Source organism: Amedibacillus sp. YH-ame10 (assembly GCF_053848885.1).
This window is the reverse complement of the sequence record NZ_JBSPFA010000021.1, coordinates 38,913-58,788: the sequence shown is the minus strand read 5'-3', so window position 1 is coordinate 58,788 and position 19,876 is coordinate 38,913. Positions and strand designations below refer to the sequence as shown.

Sequence of the window (19,876 nt, the reverse complement as noted above, 5' to 3'; positions counted from 1 at the left end):
AGGTATTTATTCCAATTGACTCCTTCCATCACTTTAAGAAAACTGAACACTGGATCTGAAGAATTTAACTTTTTTCCTAAATCTAGTGGTAAAATCATCTGTTGTGTAGTATAATCCATATTGCTTAGGTATGGATAATTTAACTCTAACACATTGTTGTTTTCCATAGTTAAATTATACCAAAAAAACACGTCTTCCTCTTATGAGATTGACGTGTTTTTTTATGTTATGGCTGTTTCTTATTCGTTACAGCCTCTTTTTTTACCAGCTTCCGCCGCCTCCACCACCGAAGCCTCCACCAGAGAAACCTCCGCCGCCAAAGCCTCCACCACCAAAGCTTCCTCCACCAATCCCCTTACCTCCAGTAGGCGCAGGAATATGAGAGGCTGCAGTAGAAATACTATGGAAACAATAATGGAAATGATTCCACCATAATACTGTTGTAAATAAATTGCCATTATACCCCACATACCAATCAGGAGCAATCACCGCAATACTTTCAAACTTTTTCACCCATGTATCAGAAATACCCAATACATATGCGTATGGAAGGATGTTATAAAAGGCAGTTGGATTTTCTTTCACAAGCAATTCCAAACGATCCTTTTCACAGTTCAAGATAAAATCTTTCAATCCAAGAATCTGTCCTAACCATTTATTCCCTTGAGGAGTACGTTTGTCCATAAACATCATAATGATGATCAACAATACACTTACAATACTACTAATCACAATTCCAATCCAAGATACTTCACAAATATATTGCATGAATATATTAACTCCGATAAGAATAGCATTTAATACAAGGCATCCTACACTTGATAATAAGAAGACAGAGTTTTTCATAGAATAACGTAAACGCATAATAAATATCCATGGAATACAACTCACTCCCAATAAAACAGAAGGTATTAAATATACAAAATAAATCTGGAATAACCCATAGATTTCTCTTGCGGCCAAAGTAACTGATAATAAACCTGGCAACATAATAAAGAAAATCATGATTATTTGTAGAACGATTGAATTGTTGTTATAAATACGACGTTTCTTACTAGAGTGGAAATAATTCGTTAACATTGATTTTGAAGATTGTAACGCTTCTCCTACTTTCAAACCAGTCATTTCACTTTCACTAACGATTGTATTTTTCTTAAAAATAGCTTCAAAGAATTTACGTTCATAAGCTTTGCTGTTTTCTTTGTCCATTTCTTTTAATTTCTCTAATTTAAAGCTTCCTTCAACATCATGTATCTTTAAGAACCCACGATTTGCCCAATCAATAACCAAAGAAATCATGTCCTTGTTTTGTGCAGTATCATCTATGATATAGCCAACCTCCGCACTATTCAAACCATCTGGTGCTTTAAATTCAACAGTCACAATAATTTCATCATCTTTACCAAACTTCATAAACAACAAGAACGCAAGCAATAAAATAGCCCCAGCAACAATTGCACAGATTACTGTGTAATCTTTCATTACAGGAAATGCAAAATAATCTGTTCCTAAGTTTACTCGAATAGTCGCAAACTCATTATTATAAAGTGGGTTTGTAAGGGATCCGCGTATCGTTGTGCCATCAACCACATAGCTTAGCGTATCTCCATTTTCTCCATAAGCTCCAGTAGAAGTGAAAACTTCATTTTTATCAAATTCTTTGGGCATACGAATTTCATAGCTGAAATCTTTTACTTGTGTATCAAAATTACCAATCAAATTCCAATACAATGTTTGTGCTTTATTATCTAATCTTAAATCTCTAGTTTGAATGGTATAGGAAATCGTATAATCCTGTTTCCCTATGATGGTAACATCTCCATCTCCAAGTTTTACAATTACAGAGTCCTTATTCCCTTCTATTTCGCAAGTAGTAGAACACTCGATATTAGAAACAGGAAAGAAGTAATTCATTGTCTTAACTTCTCCACCTTCAGAAAACTGCATGCGATAAGTATTGGGAATGTTGCGATAAAACCCATGTCGATAATCCGTAAAATCCATCTGATAGGTTTCTACGATATCAATAGATCCATCTTCATGAACATCCATGACAATGTTTGCTTGATCAATAATGAATGCCTCTTGAGCAGATACAGGTAGTATGGAAAACAAACATAATCCCAACGAGACAAGTAAACAACGTATAATTTTCTTCATAATTTTCTCCCTTTGAAAAAAAGGAATAGCACAGCTATTCCTAATCACTAAAACTGTACTTTAACATTCTCTCTTTGCACAGCATCTTCAATCTCATATAATGGTTTTTTACCAAAATGAAATATTCCAGCTAAGATATTGCTTGGGAACATTTCCACAAGATTATTAAACTTCACACAAACTGCATTATAGTATTTACGTGAATTTGCAATCTCATCCTCAATGTTTTTTAATTCATCTTGAAGTTTCACAAAGTGTTGATCCGCTTTAAGATTAGGATATTGTTCACTAATCGCATACAAAGGCCCTAACATAGATTGGAAATTCTTTTCGGATGAAATCTTTTCATCCATGGATTGAGCTTTTACTGCCATATTACGTGCACTAATTACTTTTTCAAGTGTTTCGCTTTCATGCTTTGTATACCCTTTGATAGTTTCTACCAAGTTTGGTATCAAATCATAACGCTTTTTCAAATACACATCCATTGTAGAAAAAGCTTCTTCTACTTTATTATTCGTGCTAACAAATTTATTGTATTTGGAAACTACCCAACCTACAAGTCCTAATAAAATAACGACTACAACAATACCAATGATCACAGGTGTTGTAAAAAACATAGCAATCCCTCCTTTTAAGTTACAAATTGATTATATCATGTTCCATTAGTGCCTACAACCTTTATACAAGAAAGGATGCACAACTCATGTGTACATCCTTAGTATTAATCGAAAACGAAATTTCCATTCTCAAACACTGGAATTTCTTTACCATCCTTTGTGATACCCGTAATTTTCATATCACCTGTACCAAACATAAAATCTACATGTGTCAAAGAGATATTTGCACCAGCTTTCGCAAGTTCTTCTTCACTCATATCTTCTCCACCTTTCAAACATGTTGGATACGCTGCCCCTAATGCCAAATGGCAAGAAGCATTTTCATCAAACAAGGTATTCAAGAATAAGATATTACTCTTAGAGATCGGAGAATCATAAGGAACAAGCGCTACTTCTCCTAGATAACAACTTCCTTCATCAAAAGAAATCAATTGTGCCAATGCTTCTTTTCCTTCTTGCGCATCAAAATTAACTGCTTTTCCATCTTTAAATTCAATATAGAAATCTTCAATTAACTCACCACTATACAACAATGGCTTACTCGCATAAACAACGCCATTAACTCCTGTTTTTAAAGGCATTGTAAAAATTTCTTCTGTTGGCATATTAGGATTGAATTCTACATCCGTACCAACTTTCGTATCGCTACCACCTGACCAAATATGATGTTCAGGCAATCCTACTTCCAAATTCGTACCAAGACTATTTTCAAAACGCATTGCTTTAAAATCGTAATCGTTCAAAATCTTACTACGAGATTTAAAACGATCTCCTAATAAATCCCATTCTTTTACAGGATCATTATCTTCCTCTACATGTACTGCATGTAGAATTTGTTCCCAAAGCAATTCAACAGCTGCATTATCATCTTCACAATTAGGAAACACTTGTTTTGCCCATTCTACATTTGGAACTGCAACAATACACCACTGTGCTTTATTTAACATTGTATATTCTTGAACTTCTTTTCCTGCCTTTGACATTGCGAATTGATATTTTGAAATTTTCTCTGCATCCAATCCTTTAAAAATCCCAGGTTTTTCTGAAATGATATGGAGAATACAAGCCCCTTCTTTAAAATACGTAAGTTTACTATCAATCACAAAAGGTCTAATATTCGTAAGTGTTTCCTCATCTTCATATAGATATTGTGAACGTCTTACACACTCATCGATATAGTTAACAACAACTTGTTTTGCACCTGCTTTATAAGCTTCCTCCACACATGCACGTGTCATATCAATAGCTTCAACACTTGTGTTAATCATCAAAATTTGTCCCTTTTGTACATTGACTCCCTTACAGACTGCTAATTTTGCATATTTCTGAATAATCTCTTTATTCATAAACTTCTATCTCCTTCTAATGGTGCTTATAACTTAATCAATATAAGCACTTGGTAACATTGCTGCACCAACAATTCCTGGTTCTTCTAATTGTGCTTCTTTAAATACAACTGTCTGCATTCCTTTATGAATCATCGTACGATAATAGTTTTCCATCTTATCAAAGAAAACATCTTTGCCTTTCATAACACCACCACCAAGTACAAAGACTGCTGGATCTGCTACATGTGCAATAACAGAGAACATAACAGCTAAATCATAGGCAATATCATCACACAATTTTATAGCTTCGGCATTCCCTTTTCTAGCCAAATCAAATACGTCTCCGGCATGTGCAATTGCTTCTTCTCCAAACATGGCTTTCCCTTTACGAGTAATCGCAGTTCCACTTGCTTCATTTTCAACAGCACCTTGATTTAAATAATTTACTTTCTCACGGTTACGATCGATGATGATATTCGCAATTTCACCTGCATGTCCATTTTTACCTGCAACTACCTTTTGATCCACAATCAATGCTCCACCAATACCAGTAGAGATTGTCGCATAATATACTACATGCTCACCTTTTCCTGCGCCAAGACAAGCCTCACCCATACCTGCAACGTTTACATCATTATCAACATAAGCAGGAATATGGAAGTGTTCTTCAATTCTCTTCGCAATTGGATATCCTTCAAAGCCTGGAAGATTTGTAGCCAACACCATCTTCCCAGCAACTGTATCCACTGGACCTGGAACACCCATTCCAATACCACTACATTCTTGGTAACCATCGATCGATTCAATCATAGTGATCATTTTTTGAACCACATGTTCAACACCCTTACCAATTTCTGTAGCTTCCTTTACAATCTGTAAAATGTTTCCAGATTCATCTACTTTTGCGACACGTACATTTGTACCGCCTAAATCTACTCCAATAAATGTTTTCATTATTGTCCTCCTTTAAGATTATGCTTTTATTTTATCATATCCTCTCTCATTTTTCTTCCTTAAAATTGAAATTTTCTTATATTTATAGAATGTATTTTTTCTTTCATTTTTATGAATCCTAACGAATATCTTTCCTTAACCTTTTTAATGAAAACAATATTCCATAAAAGGAAACACCCAATGCCATCACAAACACTCCCCTCTGTAAATCATCATGTACATCACCCGTCTTAACAACTGGTTGAATCACTTTAAAGTTTTCAAATAAAATTTCATATAAATCCCCTTCTTTTACTAACTTCTTCCCATTCAAAAAAACACCATTTTCGTCGATCTTGATATGTAACACATCACTCGATAATTGATATCCCTTAGGTGCTTTGCTTTCTTTCACCCAATATTCACCATAACGTAGCTCTAACTCTACTACCCCATGTTCTTGATCTGCCTCAACACTACGCAATCTTTGTGTACATCCTTCATCTTTATACAAGGTAAACTCAAATTCTTTCATCTTAATGCTTTCTTTTGTATCTCCATCTATTTTCTTGATATATATCTTTTCCCTAATAGGTACATCAACCATTACTAATTTCTGAATTTCTTTATCTTCGTTCACTGTAAACTCTATATCTTTTGCTTTTTCATACCCAAGAGGTGCTTCTATCTCTTTTAAAATGTAACGATTCCCTTCTATCAAACCTCTTATCATATGTTCCTTCCCATCACTCTCCCATTCATCAACAATGTCTTTTGTCTTAGCAGAGACTACTTGTAACTTCGCCCCTTCCAAGTGTTTTTTTTCTTCATCCAGTTTACTCACCCCTACTTGTTTATCAAACATTTTTATTTCTTGAACCTTTGTCGTATTATCAACAGTAAACGTAACCGGTCTAGAAATCACATACCACTCAGGTGCTTCGTCTTCATAAAGCGTATACTCTTTACCAACAAGTAATCCTTCTAATTTCATAGGGCCTTTCTTACTAACCCATTCTTTTACAATTTCACCATCTTCATCAACCAATCGTAAATGAGCATTCTCAAGCGCATGGTTGTTTATATCATATTTTAAAATTTCAGTCTTTGTTTTCTGATTTTCTAATGTTAGCTCGTGTACATAAACTTCTTGTGTATTGTTTTCTTGCGTTAATTCAAAGATATACGTAGTTTCATCTTTTACATATCCATCAAGAGCCTTTGTTTCCTTACAGGCATACGTTCCTAATGGCAAACCCTCTATTTCAATTTCACCAAGTTCATTCGTTAAATAATATCCATTTTCACTGATGTCCATGGAAATAGTAGATCCCTCCTTATAAATAATGGAACCATCCGCTGGGTCAAGAACATCTGCTGCGGCAGTTAATTGATATTGAACCCCAGACAAAACTTCCCTAGTTTCTTTATCTACTTTACTAAGCTTTACTTTCCCTGTTGGTTTGTTATCTCTCACCACAACTGTAATAACAGGTGTTGTTCCATCAGGCAGTGTTTCAAACACACCACTCGATGAGATTTTAAACTTGATTGGTTTTGCTAATAGAAATCCATTTGGAGACTCTACTTCTTCCAGTTGATAATTTCCAGGATCCAATACATCATCTGTCATAACAGAACCATTTTTATCAGTTGTCCAACTATCTACATAATGTGGAAGTGGATTCCACACCCAATGTCCTACATACTCATCTTTATCAAGATTTTTAATCTTAAATTTAGCACCTGAAAGAGTGATGATTTTATCACTATCCGCATCTTTTTTCACAATGGATACAACTGCTCTAAATTTCACATCATTAAATACACGCCACACTTGGGGAGTTCTTGAATCTTTATCAATCTTAATATGAAAATCTGGTACTTTAGAATGATCAGCTTGCACTTTAGTTTCACGAACAACATAATCCCCATATGGTAACTCTTCACTTACTGCATATCCTTTTTTATCAGTCACAAGTACTGCAGTAGTTTTCCCTAGCGCATTTTTAGCAATCGGTGCTTTTTCCCAGCTTCCATAATCATCGATATCTTTCTTTGATTTCACTGTAAACTCTACTCCAGCAAGCAAATCTGCTTCTCCAGATCCATTATCAGAAACTTTAATAAGTTCAAATGCTTGTGATATCACTTTTTCTTTTACAGTTTGATTCTTCGTAATGACACTCACATTTTGATTTTCATATGATAATGTCACATCATATTCGGTAGGGTCTAATGTATACCCTTCACTTGGAGTCTTTTCTTTCAAATAATACTCTCCAAGATATAAATTAAATACAGAAGCTTGCGCATTTTTATCCGTTATAAGTGTATCCACTACAGAATCCTTTGCGTATTTCACACTTCCATCTGCAGGATCTAAGATAGATTTTCTTGCCTTAAGTTCATAGACAGCACCTTGAAGGGTTGCTTCTCCTTGTGGAACAGAACCTGTTACACCATCTTCTTTTTTTATGTTGATTGTACCAGTAACTCTTTTATTTGTTATTTCTTGAGAATATGTCTTACCATCTTCACTAATTGTATAGACTAGTTTGTCATAAGTGATAATATATCCATCAGGAGCTGTTTTCTCTAGCAAGTAATAATCACCGTATAATAAAAGCCCTGTCTTTGCTGAACCATCGTTATTCGTAGTGATATCTTGAACGTATGTTCCATTACTTTTATAAATAGAGAAAGTGGTATTTGCCTTTACAACTGTTTTCCCTGAATCTTTATCTTTCTTTACAACCTGAATATAGCCACGTTTCCAATTGTTGTTAGCAGTAAAGTAAGACGTCTCATTTGGTTTCACCTCAATACTTCTAATAGTACTATCTAAAATAAGGTGTCCAGGAACACTAACTTCTTGTACATAATAAGTAGCTGGTAGTAACTGATCCACAACAACGATACCATTTGCGCCTGTTGTATAAGTTCCTACTGGATCACTCATATCAGCATTCTTAGAAAGCTTGAACGATGTATTAGGTACATTGTTACCTAAATCATCTAGTTTGGTAATGCTCAATGATCCGAATTTGTTTACTTTAACCTTGATATTAGTTGGTATAGGATCACTTACATATAGTCTAGCTGCATCTTGAGATCCAGGTTTTTTATAAACAATGCTTGTACCAACACAATTATCAGGGATCTTATTATACAAAATAGTCGCATTTTCTGGAGTGCTAAGTTTTGCTGTAATCGTTAATGAATTACCATTTTTGCTTAATTGCAATCCGCCATCATTAACTAAATTAAATTGTTCAAACACTCCATTTATATCAGTGATAGTGATACTTTCTCCTACATTTAGCTCTAAATCATTAGTATTAAATTTTGGTAGTAGAGAATGCTTATTTATTTTATTCTGTATAGTGGATTTATAAGAAGCATACGCTGAGAAACTAGTAGAAGTAATTTTACCTCCTAATGATTCCCAAATCATAAATTGCGTAGCTAAATAATCTTCCATTGTATGATTAGACCTTACCCAACCTTCATATGCGATAATGGATAAACTCTCTTTATCATAAGCAGAAGGTGTAAAATCATTACCAGGTGCTAACACATAACCTGGTTGAACACAGAAACCATATTCTCCATCGATTAAGATAGCCTGATAATTCGCATTCCATTCAGAATGAACTCCATCAGAATTCATTACATTGACGGAGTAGCCTGTATAGGCTCCTGCAGTGATGTTGGGTGATGCTGCAGCTATTTTTGTAGGTAAGTTAAAGCTTGTGCAAACTGACAACATCGCGATAAACACCAACAAAAGCTTTTGAAATCTGTTTTTGATTGTTTCTTTCATTTTTTCCTCCAATAAAAAAGACCAGTCCATGACTGATCTATATTTAACACTTATAAAAACTAGCTTTATATCTATGAAATAGTTATAGGTGGTAATCTACCTCGATTATAATGATTCATATCATCGCTTCCTTTCACTTAAAAAGCACCTCTTTATAGAAGTGCTTGCAAATAACTTTAAAATTTTATTGGTGAGTTTCATACCAATGAACTGACCAAATGTCATCTCTTGAATTACCACAGCTATCTTCTACTGTCCATGCGTGGTACCCCATTAAATAATAAGGACTATTTTCATCAAACCATTGGCTTTGTGCCCATGAATCTGCTTCGTTTTTTGAATTAAACCACATCCCAGAGTTGCCTAATCCTTGATAAGTTCCATTAGGTGTACATACATTAGGTGTCGATGGTTGCTGTGGTTGTGAAGGTGCTTGCGTATTGTTGTTGCCTCCTGTGTTTGAATTAGATCCATTTGATGGTGCTTGAGCATTGTTTCCTGGTGTAGTTCCTCCTGCGTTATTTGTTGTGTTGTTGTTAGCATTTTCTTCTGCAGATTCTTCCACAACTTCTTTCGCCGTAACTTTTGCAGTTGCTTTCTTTGTTTTTTTATTTTTATACTGATCAGCTGCAATAACTTGGATTTCATAAGAACCTTCTTTTGTTAGATCCAATTTATCTTTGTTTATTGAGATTGTTACCTGAGATAGATCTTCTGCTTTAAAGTAATCTTCTAATTTAACCTCTGATCCAACTTCAATTGAAATTTCTTCTTTGAAATCAATGAACTTAGGTGCAGTAGTATCTTTTATCTCTACAATGAAATCCTTTTTGTTGTCCTGGTACTTTACAGATCCATTGTACTTTCCAACTGGAAGATATTCTCCTGATGAAGGTTTCAAAACACCCATTTTTTTATCTGCAGTATATAATTTGTTTTCATCAAAGGAAACAGAAGCATCTTTTGAAATGTTTTTCTTTGTATCCTTAGCAAGATATGTCTCTGCTTTAGTGCTAATTGAATCACCAAGTTCTACTACATAATTTTCTTGTTCTAGCTTAATACTGTCACTAGAACAACCTGCGAGTGATAATGTGAGCATCGTTACCAATGCAACAATAAATAATTTTCTTTTTTTCATAACCTTTTCCCACCCATTCTGTTTTATTTTTAATCATTTTCAAATATATAATGTATACACTACCAAAATCTATAAAATTTAACATCAGATCCAGCGCCTGCATTGTAGCTAGATATGGCTACAGAAACAGTGTTACTGTTGGTATCACCATCTGAGTGGAAGCCTCCATGCACAGCTTGACCATTACCAATATAAACTGCGCAATGATAAATGTTGGAGGTAGAATAATACATAACTATATCTCCGATTTGCAAATCAGAGACTTGATACCCACCGTTTCCAAAATTATCATAAACATTAACAAATGCATCTCCATTTGCGCCTGCTGCATTTATTGCTTTTTCAACTGTATTTACACAAGACCATTCCCCTAAGAAAAAACTACTATTACCAACATAACTTTTTGCGGCAGCTGCTACAGCATTTCCTACTGGGTTCGTATTTTCTTGGTTTTGTGAAGGCTGTTGAACGGGTGTGGATGATTGTGATGAATCTATAGATTGTTTTTCTTCTACAACTGGTTCTTCAACTTTTGCGATGACCTTAACTGTTGACTTCTCAGTTACTTTGTTTTTATACTGATCAGTTGCTGTAACTTGGATTTCATAAGAACCTTCTTTTGTTAGATTCAATTTATCTTTGTTTATTGAGATTGTTACCTGAGATAGGTCTTCTGCTTTAAAGTAATCTTCTAATGTAACCTCTGATCCAACTTCGATTGAAATTTCAGCTTTGAAATCAATGAACTTAGGTGCAGTAGTATCTTTCACTTCAACAACAAGTTCTTTCTCACTCTTATCATGCCGCGCTTTTGCATGGTACTTTCCTACAGGTAAATACTCACCTGTAGTACTTGTGAGAATCTTCTTTTGTTTATCCACCGTGTACAAATCATTCACTTCAAACGTTATGGTTGTTTCTTTTAGGAGCGATTTATCACTGTCTTTATCCAAATATATTTTAGCATCAACACTAATAGGATTACCCAATTCTACAAGAAAAGATTCTTTTTGCAGCTTAATAGAAGTTGATGAACAACCAACAAGAAGACATAGAACACTAAATACACTCATACATTTAGAAAAAAATTTCATAAGCAATTCCCCCTTATATGTAAACTTCAGATTTACATTCTTTTCACAATATAATACTACCATAGAATCCCTTGCAGTGAACATGCAATTTTCTTGCATTTTCCTTGCATGATTGGATAAAAAAAAGGATGTGACTTACTCACATCCAATATTCTATTTAACTTCGATAATTTTCATTACGTTTGTTGCGCCACATCCTACAGGATATCCAGCAACGATAATGATAGTTTCTCCAACTTTAACTCCTAATTCCTTAACGATAGAACGAGCTAATTCAACTTCATTCTTTTCATCATTAGCAACTTTAGAGAATACAGTAGTAACTCCCCAGTTCATTGCTAAAGAACGTTGTGTCTTTTCATCGAATGTTACAGCGATGATTGGAGCTTCAGGACGGAATTTAGAGATACGACGAGCTGTATTACCACTCTGTGTAAATGCAACAATAGCAGCAATGTCTAATGCCATTGCAGTATCTGCTACAGAAATAGCGATCGCATCGTTTTTCGTTCTCTGGCTAGTCTTAATAGAAGCTTTTAAACGATCTTGGTAAGGTAGTGTTGGTTCCATTGCTTTTGCAATTTTCACCATTGTTTGAACTGCTTCCACTGGATAATCACCAGCTGCAGATTCACCACTTAACATGATTGCATCTGTACCATCAAGGATAGCATTTGCTACGTCACTTGCTTCCGCACGTGTAGGTCTAGGATTTCCTTGCATACTCTCTAACATATGAGTCGCAGTTACAACTGGTTTTCCTAATGCATTTGCAGTCTTAATGATTTTTTTCTGATAGATAGGAACTAATTCTAAAGAAACGTCAACCCCTAAGTCACCACGAGCAACCATAACACCATCAGAAACTTCTAAAATTTCTTCTAGATTATCGAAACCTTCTTGGTTTTCAATCTTAGGAATGATTTGAACATCTTCTCTTCCTTCTTCTTTTAAAATCTGACGAATTGCTAATACATCTTCTTTTCTTCTTGTGAAAGAAGCTGCGATATAATCAACACCCATTTTACATCCAAAACGGATATCTGCGTCATCTTTTGGAGAGATAAAAGGCATTGTAAGTTTCACATTTGGAATGTTACATCCTTTTTTACTCTTTAATACATGAGGGTTCTCAATACGGCAAACAAGTTCCCCCTCTTTTTTCTCGATTACTGTTAAACGGCATTTTCCATCATCAATAAGGATTGTTCCATCTACCTGTACATCATCAAAAATTTCAGGACACTGTACATGAATTTTTTCATGTGTGCTTAACATGTTTTCACGAACTAAAGAAACAATGTCACCTTTTTCATAAGATTCTTTACCATTCGCAAATTCTCCTAAACGAACTTCAGGACCTTTTGTATCTAAAAGGATAGCAATGCTTTTTCCAGTTTCTTTAACAACCTCACGGATGTTTTTGATACGATTTCCATGTTCCTCAAAATCACCATGTGAGAAATTTAAACGAATAATGTTCATTCCATTCTCTACTAGTTTTGTCATCATTTCTTTACTTTCAGACGCTGGTCCGATTGTACAAAGAATTTTTGTCTTTTTTGTTTCTAACATATAAGTTTCCTTTCCTAATTACCTAATACATACCCAGTTAAAGAAATTTTATACCAGACGATCAAATAAATTCTGGAATTTCTTACGAGATTCTCTCGGTGTATTTAGTGCTTCTTCGATAGGCACAGATACAATCTGGTTATCTTTTATACTGACACATTGTCCTCCAATACCCTGCATCAGCAAGTCAACTGCCTTTTCACCCATTCTTGACGCAAGTACACGGTCCGTCGGAGTTGGTGAACCACCTCTTTGAACATGCCCTAATACGGTCGCTCTACCAGAGAACCCTGTATTTAAACTTACTTTTTTCGCAAATTGATGAACATCCGTAATCTTCTCAGAGATGACTACGATGGCATGACGTTTCTTTTTGATTAAATCAAAATCACGAAGTCTTTCCAATACTTCGCCTTCTTCAAAACCTGTAGAAGAGGTGATCACAATTTCAGCACCACAAGCAATCCCTGACCAAATAGCCAAGTCACCACAACGATTTCCCATAACCTCTACGATGGAACAACGATGATGTGAGCTTGATGTATCTCTCAGTTTATCGACTGCTTCTACAATGGTTGTAAGTGCAGTATCAAAACCAATTGTAAAATCTGTACAAGTGATATCGTTATCGATTGTACCAGGAATTCCGATACAGTTGATACCCATTTGCGTTAACGCAAGAGCACCTCGATAAGAACCATCTCCTCCGATTACTACAATCGCTTCTATTCCACGCTTATTTAATTGTTGAACTGCTTTCTTACGCACTTCTTCATCTTTAAATTCAGGTAGACGAGCAGATCCTAAAATCGTTCCTCCACGATCGATGATTTCTCCAACACTGGCCTTTGTTAAAGGTTCAATATACCCTTCTACCATGCCTTTGTAACCATCATAAATCCCAAAAACTTCAATCCCACTATTCAGTGCGACTCTTGTGACGGCACGAATTGCAGCATTCATTCCAGGTGCATCTCCACCAGATGTAAGAACACCAATACGTTTTACCATAGAAATTCCTCCATTCACGGTTATTATGATAACATTTTCTTACAATTTTTACTAGTTTTATTTTCTTCTACTTTCACCTTTTACAAAAATTTCATCAGATAGCGTTTTCATGCGCTCATACAAGCGTTCTGCAGCCACTGGTTCACTTACTTTGTTATTGGTCATCGCAAGTCTTTGTTTTAGCTCTTCCATAGAATAATTACTTGTAAATATCGTCATTTTCTTTTGTTCCATACGAGCATCTAACAATGGCAATAAAATGTCATCTCTACTCCATGCAGTCACACTTTCTCCACCGATATCATCCAAGATTAAAATATCGGCTTTTTTAATACGATTTAGCTTTGCCTCCATCCCCTCATGATCATGAAACATCATCTTTAAGTCCGCAATCAATTTAGGAACATTCACAAAGGCAACACGTTTTTTATCTTTCGCAAATTTATTCGCAACACCAGCTGCCAAATATGTTTTTCCAGCTCCTGGTTTTCCTGAAAAGTATATCCCTTTTGTATGATCTTTTTCAAACAAATCGATTACTTTATTGTACATCCCACGATATTCTTTCGATTCATTTGACAAATCCATATGGGCGATATCAATATCAAAATACATATCTGCTATATCTTTTTCACAAAAATACTGACGATGTAAAGTTCTTGTTTCTTCCTTCATCGCATACTTACATGTACAAAGCGTATTCATTAAAAAGCCATCTAAATGAAGTAATAATCTTTGTCCTTTTAATGGTTGACGACAAAAATCAAGCCCTTTGCAATTTTCGCATTTTTCCATCACATCACAATAGTCTGAAAACTTCCCGCTATGTTGATAGACAAAATCTCTATCTTTGTGATATTTTTTTATCCATGCTTGTACATAAGGGTTTTCCATCAGTTGTTGAACTTTTTTTTCTTTGTTGTTTTTTGCTACTTCATCAAGTTCATAGGCAAATGTTACCTTTTCCATTTACTCACCTCGTAATCGTTTGATTTTTTCTTCCAATTCTTTCTCATCAAAGTCTTCCATACCTGTATCAATGCTACTTTGATCTTGGTACCAACTTGGCAATTCTTTTGGTTTTGATGAGTTTGCATATACTGGTTCTTTTTTCTCAGATTCAATATGTGCAAGTGCTTTTTCATAGGTATCTATTTCTAGGCGAACCCAAGTACTTGCTATCTTTTCTACATACGCTTTTGGAAACTGCATATGTTTTACGTTGAGCACATACTCTACCAACACATTAACAACTTCTGGTTTCATCTTGAAATCACTTATCAATGTCTCAATTAAGTATTTATCAGATTTGCTAACTTCCACACCATGTTGTTTGGATTGTAGAAATCGTACAGGGGGAACACTATAAGGATTCCCATTCTCCTGATCTTTATAGCTGGTTTTTGCATCTCTTGCTTTCTTCTTTAAGACATCGATATTCAACTTGTTTGTTTTTAAGTTCATACTTTTACTTACCAACTTACGCATTTCCATTTCATCGATACCATGTATGGTCGCAAGTTCACCAATGGTTCTAAGATTTCGTTCATTTCGTGCAGTTGCTGGAAATATTGTTTGTGAGAATCCACTTAAAAACTTATCAAAATTGAAACTTAATGGAATATCGTTATGATGTAAGATATCTTGTTTTGGTTTCATAGAATGAAACTGTTCTTCTTCATTATCTTTCCACGTATCTTTCAAGGCATTCACAAAAGGAATGGTAATATCTTGATATTCACTTTTATCTTCGATGGCGTGTGCAAAGCTTAATTTATTAAACTCATACACTTGTTTCCCCATTTCTTTCATATATAGTCTTCCAAAGACTTCGTGACGAAGAAAATCATTTCCACATTTTGGCATAAACACTTGATATAGATATGTATTTTTCTTTCCATCATAAAAGGTTTTAATAAGTAGATACTGTTCTAAAATGTGTCTACTTTTTTCCATCACTTCCATACTGGTTCCACAAATCTTTTGAATTAGGATATGATTTTTAATTTTGGAAGGACGAGAACCTATCGCAAGTAAGGTATGATAAAGATTTGCTGCATCTTCTTTAATCAAAGGAAAATACAACATTTGAAAAGAAGCATAGCGCTCCATTGTCCATTCTCCTTGTACCTCGATTTTACAAGATTCCTCTTTTCTTACCATACTTATTCACTCCTACAATACTTACAAGTATATCATAAATCTGTTGTTTTAAATCTTCTTTATTTGAATTATTCCATATAACAACATCTGCTTTTTCTACTTTTTCTTTTTGAGACATTTGATGATGTAGTCTTCTAACAGCCTCTTCTCTTGTGACTCCTCTATATTTCATTAGGCGTTCTAGCAAGTATTCCTCTTCACTAGCCACTACCCAAGTAGCATCAAAATTGCTTTCCCAACCAATTTCATACAGCAAAGGAACTTCTACAAACACAATGTCCTCTTGTTCATGTTCCTTACATTGTCTTTGAATTTCTTCTTTGATGAATGGATGTAAAATACCTTCTGCAATTTTTTTATGTTCTTGATTTGTAAATATTTGATTGCTCATTTTCTGACGGTCGATACATTGATGTTCATCTAGTATGGAATCTTTAAACACCTCAACGAGTGCAACATATCCTTTATGATCTTTTAAAAGCAATTCATCGTTCATACGATCACAATCCAAAACTGTATATTGATACCCTTTTAATATTTCAATAACGCTTGATTTCCCTGCCCCCATCACTCCTGTTATCGCAATTTTCTTCATCGTTTCTTTTGGCACGTCTTACAAAAATAGGTTCCTCTAGTAGCCACTGTTATTTTTTGAATCAGTGTCTGGCAAAGCGGACATGCCTCTCCCTTCAACGCATGTACCTTTAGTTCCAATTGGAAACGTCCATCCACCCCAAGTGAAGATGTATATGAACGAATGGTTGTTCCTCCTGCTCTAATGGCACCACCTAAAATTCTTCTTGTTTCATAAATCAATTGTTCAAAATCTTTTTTTCTAAGTTTTGATACCTTTGTTTCTGGATGTAGTTTCATCGCAAAACAAATTTCATCTGCATATATATTCCCAATCCCAGCTATTACACCTTGATTCAATAACACTGCCTTTAAAACAGTTTGTTTCTTATGCAACAACCGATATAAGTAATCTGCCGTAATTCGTTCATCAAAAGCATCCATACCAATATGTTGAAAACATGGATACATCATATAATTATCTAATTTTTCATACAAATACATTTTTCCAAATTTTCTAGTATCGTGATATCGTAACTCACGCCCATCATCTAATGTGAAAATGACATGTGTATGTGAATCATAAGGGTCTTGTTTATGCTGTACATAGAATTTCCCTTCCATGCGCAAATGACAAACCCACTCCATATCGCCTAAATCAAACAACAAATACTTTCCATGTCTTCGATAATCGATAATCGATTTCCCTTTTATAGAGGCTTTAAAAGCATCTACATCCGGATATGCAATGATATTATCCCACAACACTTCACAATCTTTGATTGTAGGATGTTGCAGTTGATGTTCGAGTGTACGAACAACCGTTTCTACCTCTGGTAATTCTGGCATTCTTTCACCTACTTCGCATCAAACCACGTCTTTCCAAAATTTGCTTCCGCAATCAATGGAACACGCAATTCCATGGCATTTTGCATACCACTTTCTACGATTTCTTTCATGATTTCAATTTCATCTTCACAAACATCGAAAATTAATTCATCATGAATTTGTAAAATCATTCTAGACTTCACTTGTTGTTTCTTCATAGTTTCATAAATTTGAATCATAGCAAGTTTGATTAAATCTGCAGCACTTCCTTGAATCGGCGCATTCATCGCAGCTCTTTTCCCAAACTCTCTCATCATATAATTACTATCACTTATTTCTTTAATATAGCGTCTTCTATTAAACAATGTTTTTACATAGCCATGTTCTTCACAGAAATGAATCGTTTCATCCATGAATGTTTTAATACTAGGATAAGATTCAAAATATTTCTCTATGAAATGATGTGCTTCTTTTCTAGTAATTCCTAATTGTTCACTCAACCCAAAATCACTTTGTCCATATACGATTCCAAAGTTAACTGTTTTTGCACTCCGTCGCATAGAAGAATCAACGTCTTCTTGCGCAACATCGAATATTTCCATCGCTGTCTTCGTATGAATATCGATGTTGTGATTAAACGCATCAATCATAGATTCTTCATTTGCCATATGTGCTAACATACGTAATTCAATTTGAGAATAATCCGCAGACATTAAGGTATGTCCAGGACTTGCGACAAACGCTTTACGTATTTCTTTCCCCTCTTCATCTCGAACAGATATGTTTTGTAGATTGGGTTCTGAAGAAGACAATCTTCCTGTTTGTGTTTGAATTTGATTAAAGATGGTATGAATCTTTCCATCGCTTTGAATATGTTTACTTAATCCAATTGCATATGTACTATAAATTTTTTGATATTTACGTTGTTCTAATAGTAGTGGAATGATTGGATGTACATGTACCAATTTCTCCAATACATCGGCTGCCGTACTTCTCTTCTTTCCGGCTTTTAAACCCAATTCATCGTACAAAATGGTAGCCAATTGTTTTGGTGAATTGATATTAAATTCCATTCCTGCCATCTCATAAATCTGTGCACTTAATGCATCAATCTTTTCCGCCGTACTTTTCGCAATGGCATCCAGGGTCTCCACGTTTGTGATAACACCTTCTTTTTCCATAGCATATAATACCTTCGTAACCGGAAGCTCTATAGTTTCATAAAGATCCTTCATTTCTTTTTCTTGAAGTTCTTGAAATAATGTCTTTTGAATCAACGCAAGATTTTCTGCCTGTATCATCGCAAATTGCGCACATTCCTCAAAATCAACCAGTTTTGGTTTTCCTTTTTTACCAAACACTTCTCCTTTGGATAGACTTCTATCAAAATTATATTTCTCGCCAACTTTATCATAATCTGAAAGTGTACCATCCAACAAGAAAGCTTCTAACATCAAATCACGCGCAACATCATGGAAAGCAATATCATAATGATTTAACACATGATAATAACTCTTCGCATCATAAACGATTTTTCGTTTTTCAGTTTGTAGGTAGTCTAATAACTTCTCATCTTTACGTGCATCTTCCAATGCTATATATTCGCATACTTCTTCATGTGCAAGCGCAAACCCATATAATGTCGCATCACTTGTGCTTTCATTATCCACATTGATATACACTACGGTATCATCTACTAATAATATATCCGAAATACTTGTCACAACCTTCTTTGTGCCAACGCGTTTTATTTCTTCACTTTTCACACTATTCTTCGCAAAGGTATTCATTTCATATTTCACAAAGAAATCATGCAATGTCTCACTTGGTTCTTGTAACGTTAATTCTTCTACGGCTAAAGGTATCTTCGCATCTGTTTTAATGGTAGCCAAAAACTTAGACATAAAGGCAGATTCTTTTCCATCTTCCAATTTTTCCTTTAGTTTCCCTTTGATTTCATCTAAATGTTCATATACATTATCTACTGTTTGATAATCACTCAATAGCTTTAATGCTGTTTTCTCTCCAACACCCTTTACACCAGGAATATTATCCGCACTATCTCCCATTAAAGCTTTTAAATCAATCACTTGAGAAGGCGTAATCCCCATGGATTCCATTAAGGATTGTTCATTGACAACTTCCATTTCACTGATCCCTTTTTTCATTAAATACACATCCGTTGTAGGATCAATCAATTGTAACAAGTCACGGTCACTGGATAAAATATGTATATCTAACTCCGGATGTTGAGAAGCCATTGACCCAATGATATCATCTGCTTCAATTCCTTCGCATTCGTATCGTTTTAATCCATACGCATCCAAATATTCACGTACAATTGGAAACTGTACAATCAATTCTTGATCCAATTGTTTTCTTGTCCCTTTATATTCCTCATATGCATCATGGCGAAACGTAGCTTTTCCTGCATCCCACGCCACCAATACTTGATCTGGCTGAATGATATCCAAAGCTTTTGTGATCATCGTGATAAACCCATATACCGCATTGGTTGGTATCCCATTACTAGTTTTCATCATTCTTCCATATAATGTCGCATAATATGCACGAAACAACATCGAATTTCCATCTATTAACAATAATTTTTTCATATCTTATCC

14 protein-coding genes and 1 pseudogene are annotated in these 19,876 nt (G+C 34.8%); all 15 read right to left on the bottom strand.

The annotated features are described in order from the left end of the window. Positions 1-167, bottom strand: a pseudogene (locus tag ACWG42_RS10220) (IS1182 family transposase); the annotation flags it as partial. Positions 168-261: 94 nt separating this feature from the next. Further along, entirely contained in the window at positions 262-2,160 is a 1,899-nt protein-coding gene (locus ACWG42_RS10215) for a DUF2207 domain-containing protein (protein ID WP_455792079.1), read from the bottom strand. Positions 2,161-2,207: 47 nt separating this feature from the next. Continuing rightward, positions 2,208-2,780 carry a LemA family protein gene (locus ACWG42_RS10210; protein ID WP_455792078.1) on the bottom strand — a complete coding sequence of 191 codons (573 nt, stop codon included), beginning with the start codon at positions 2,778-2,780 and terminating at the stop codon, positions 2,208-2,210. Between the two features lie 104 nt (positions 2,781-2,884). Further along, positions 2,885-4,126 carry an aminopeptidase gene (locus ACWG42_RS10205; protein ID WP_455792076.1) on the bottom strand — a complete coding sequence of 414 codons (1,242 nt, stop codon included), beginning with the start codon at positions 4,124-4,126 and terminating at the stop codon, positions 2,885-2,887. A gap of 33 nt (positions 4,127-4,159) precedes the next feature. Further along, positions 4,160-5,062, bottom strand: a complete 903-nt coding sequence (locus ACWG42_RS10200) for an ROK family protein (protein ID WP_455792074.1) — start codon at positions 5,060-5,062, stop codon at positions 4,160-4,162. Between the two features lie 118 nt (positions 5,063-5,180). Further along, entirely contained in the window at positions 5,181-8,867 is a 3,687-nt protein-coding gene (locus tag ACWG42_RS10195) for an MSCRAMM family protein (protein WP_455792073.1), read from the bottom strand. 184 nt (positions 8,868-9,051) lie between these two features. Then, the gene (locus ACWG42_RS10190; protein ID WP_455792071.1) at positions 9,052-10,008 is read right to left on the bottom strand and encodes a hypothetical protein; all 957 of its coding nucleotides are present in this window, start codon (positions 10,006-10,008) and stop codon (positions 9,052-9,054) included. A 59-nt stretch (positions 10,009-10,067) separates the two neighbouring features. Beyond that, positions 10,068-11,102, bottom strand: a complete 1,035-nt coding sequence (locus tag ACWG42_RS10185; RefSeq protein ID WP_455792069.1) for a hypothetical protein — start codon at positions 11,100-11,102, stop codon at positions 10,068-10,070. Between the two features lie 153 nt (positions 11,103-11,255). Next, positions 11,256-12,677, bottom strand: a complete 1,422-nt coding sequence (gene pyk / locus ACWG42_RS10180) for a pyruvate kinase (RefSeq protein WP_455792067.1) — start codon at positions 12,675-12,677, stop codon at positions 11,256-11,258. 48 nt (positions 12,678-12,725) lie between these two features. Next, the gene (pfkA, locus tag ACWG42_RS10175) at positions 12,726-13,688 is read right to left on the bottom strand and encodes a 6-phosphofructokinase (RefSeq protein WP_455792065.1); all 963 of its coding nucleotides are present in this window, start codon (positions 13,686-13,688) and stop codon (positions 12,726-12,728) included. A 57-nt stretch (positions 13,689-13,745) separates the two neighbouring features. Continuing rightward, a complete protein-coding gene (locus ACWG42_RS10170; protein WP_455792063.1) occupies positions 13,746-14,657 on the bottom strand; it encodes an ATP-binding protein in 912 nt (303 codons plus the stop codon). Continuing rightward, positions 14,658-15,851 (bottom strand): DnaD domain protein, encoded by a 1,194-nt coding sequence (locus tag ACWG42_RS10165; RefSeq protein WP_455792061.1) that lies wholly within the window; start codon positions 15,849-15,851, stop codon positions 14,658-14,660. After that, a complete protein-coding gene (gene coaE, locus ACWG42_RS10160; RefSeq protein WP_455792059.1) occupies positions 15,826-16,446 on the bottom strand; it encodes a dephospho-CoA kinase in 621 nt (206 codons plus the stop codon). The genes ACWG42_RS10165 and coaE overlap by 26 nt, the downstream gene beginning before the upstream one ends. Next, positions 16,443-17,273 (bottom strand): DNA-formamidopyrimidine glycosylase, encoded by an 831-nt coding sequence (mutM, locus tag ACWG42_RS10155; protein ID WP_455792057.1) that lies wholly within the window; start codon positions 17,271-17,273, stop codon positions 16,443-16,445. The genes coaE and mutM overlap by 4 nt, the downstream gene beginning before the upstream one ends. A gap of 8 nt (positions 17,274-17,281) precedes the next feature. After that, complete coding sequence (gene polA / locus ACWG42_RS10150) at positions 17,282-19,867, bottom strand: DNA polymerase I (RefSeq protein WP_455792056.1); 2,586 nt, start codon at positions 19,865-19,867, stop codon at positions 17,282-17,284. Positions 19,868-19,876 lie beyond the last annotated feature (9 nt).

Coding starts and splice junctions, on each gene's coding strand:
- ACWG42_RS10215 (WP_455792079.1), bottom strand. CDS start 2,160: ATGAAGAAAATTATACGTTGTTTACTTGTCTCGTTGGGATTATGTTTG.
- ACWG42_RS10210 (WP_455792078.1), bottom strand. CDS start 2,780: ATGTTTTTTACAACACCTGTGATCATTGGTATTGTTGTAGTCGTTATT.
- ACWG42_RS10205 (WP_455792076.1), bottom strand. CDS start 4,126: ATGAATAAAGAGATTATTCAGAAATATGCAAAATTAGCAGTCTGTAAG.
- ACWG42_RS10200 (WP_455792074.1), bottom strand. CDS start 5,062: ATGAAAACATTTATTGGAGTAGATTTAGGCGGTACAAATGTACGTGTC.
- ACWG42_RS10195 (WP_455792073.1), bottom strand. CDS start 8,867: ATGAAAGAAACAATCAAAAACAGATTTCAAAAGCTTTTGTTGGTGTTT.
- ACWG42_RS10190 (WP_455792071.1), bottom strand. CDS start 10,008: ATGAAAAAAAGAAAATTATTTATTGTTGCATTGGTAACGATGCTCACA.
- ACWG42_RS10185 (WP_455792069.1), bottom strand. CDS start 11,102: ATGAAATTTTTTTCTAAATGTATGAGTGTATTTAGTGTTCTATGTCTT.
- pyk (WP_455792067.1), bottom strand. CDS start 12,677: ATGTTAGAAACAAAAAAGACAAAAATTCTTTGTACAATCGGACCAGCG.
- pfkA (WP_455792065.1), bottom strand. CDS start 13,688: ATGGTAAAACGTATTGGTGTTCTTACATCTGGTGGAGATGCACCTGGA.
- ACWG42_RS10170 (WP_455792063.1), bottom strand. CDS start 14,657: ATGGAAAAGGTAACATTTGCCTATGAACTTGATGAAGTAGCAAAAAAC.
- ACWG42_RS10165 (WP_455792061.1), bottom strand. CDS start 15,851: ATGGTAAGAAAAGAGGAATCTTGTAAAATCGAGGTACAAGGAGAATGG.
- coaE (WP_455792059.1), bottom strand. CDS start 16,446: ATGAAGAAAATTGCGATAACAGGAGTGATGGGGGCAGGGAAATCAAGC.
- mutM (WP_455792057.1), bottom strand. CDS start 17,273: ATGCCAGAATTACCAGAGGTAGAAACGGTTGTTCGTACACTCGAACAT.
- polA (WP_455792056.1), bottom strand. CDS start 19,867: ATGAAAAAATTATTGTTAATAGATGGAAATTCGATGTTGTTTCGTGCA.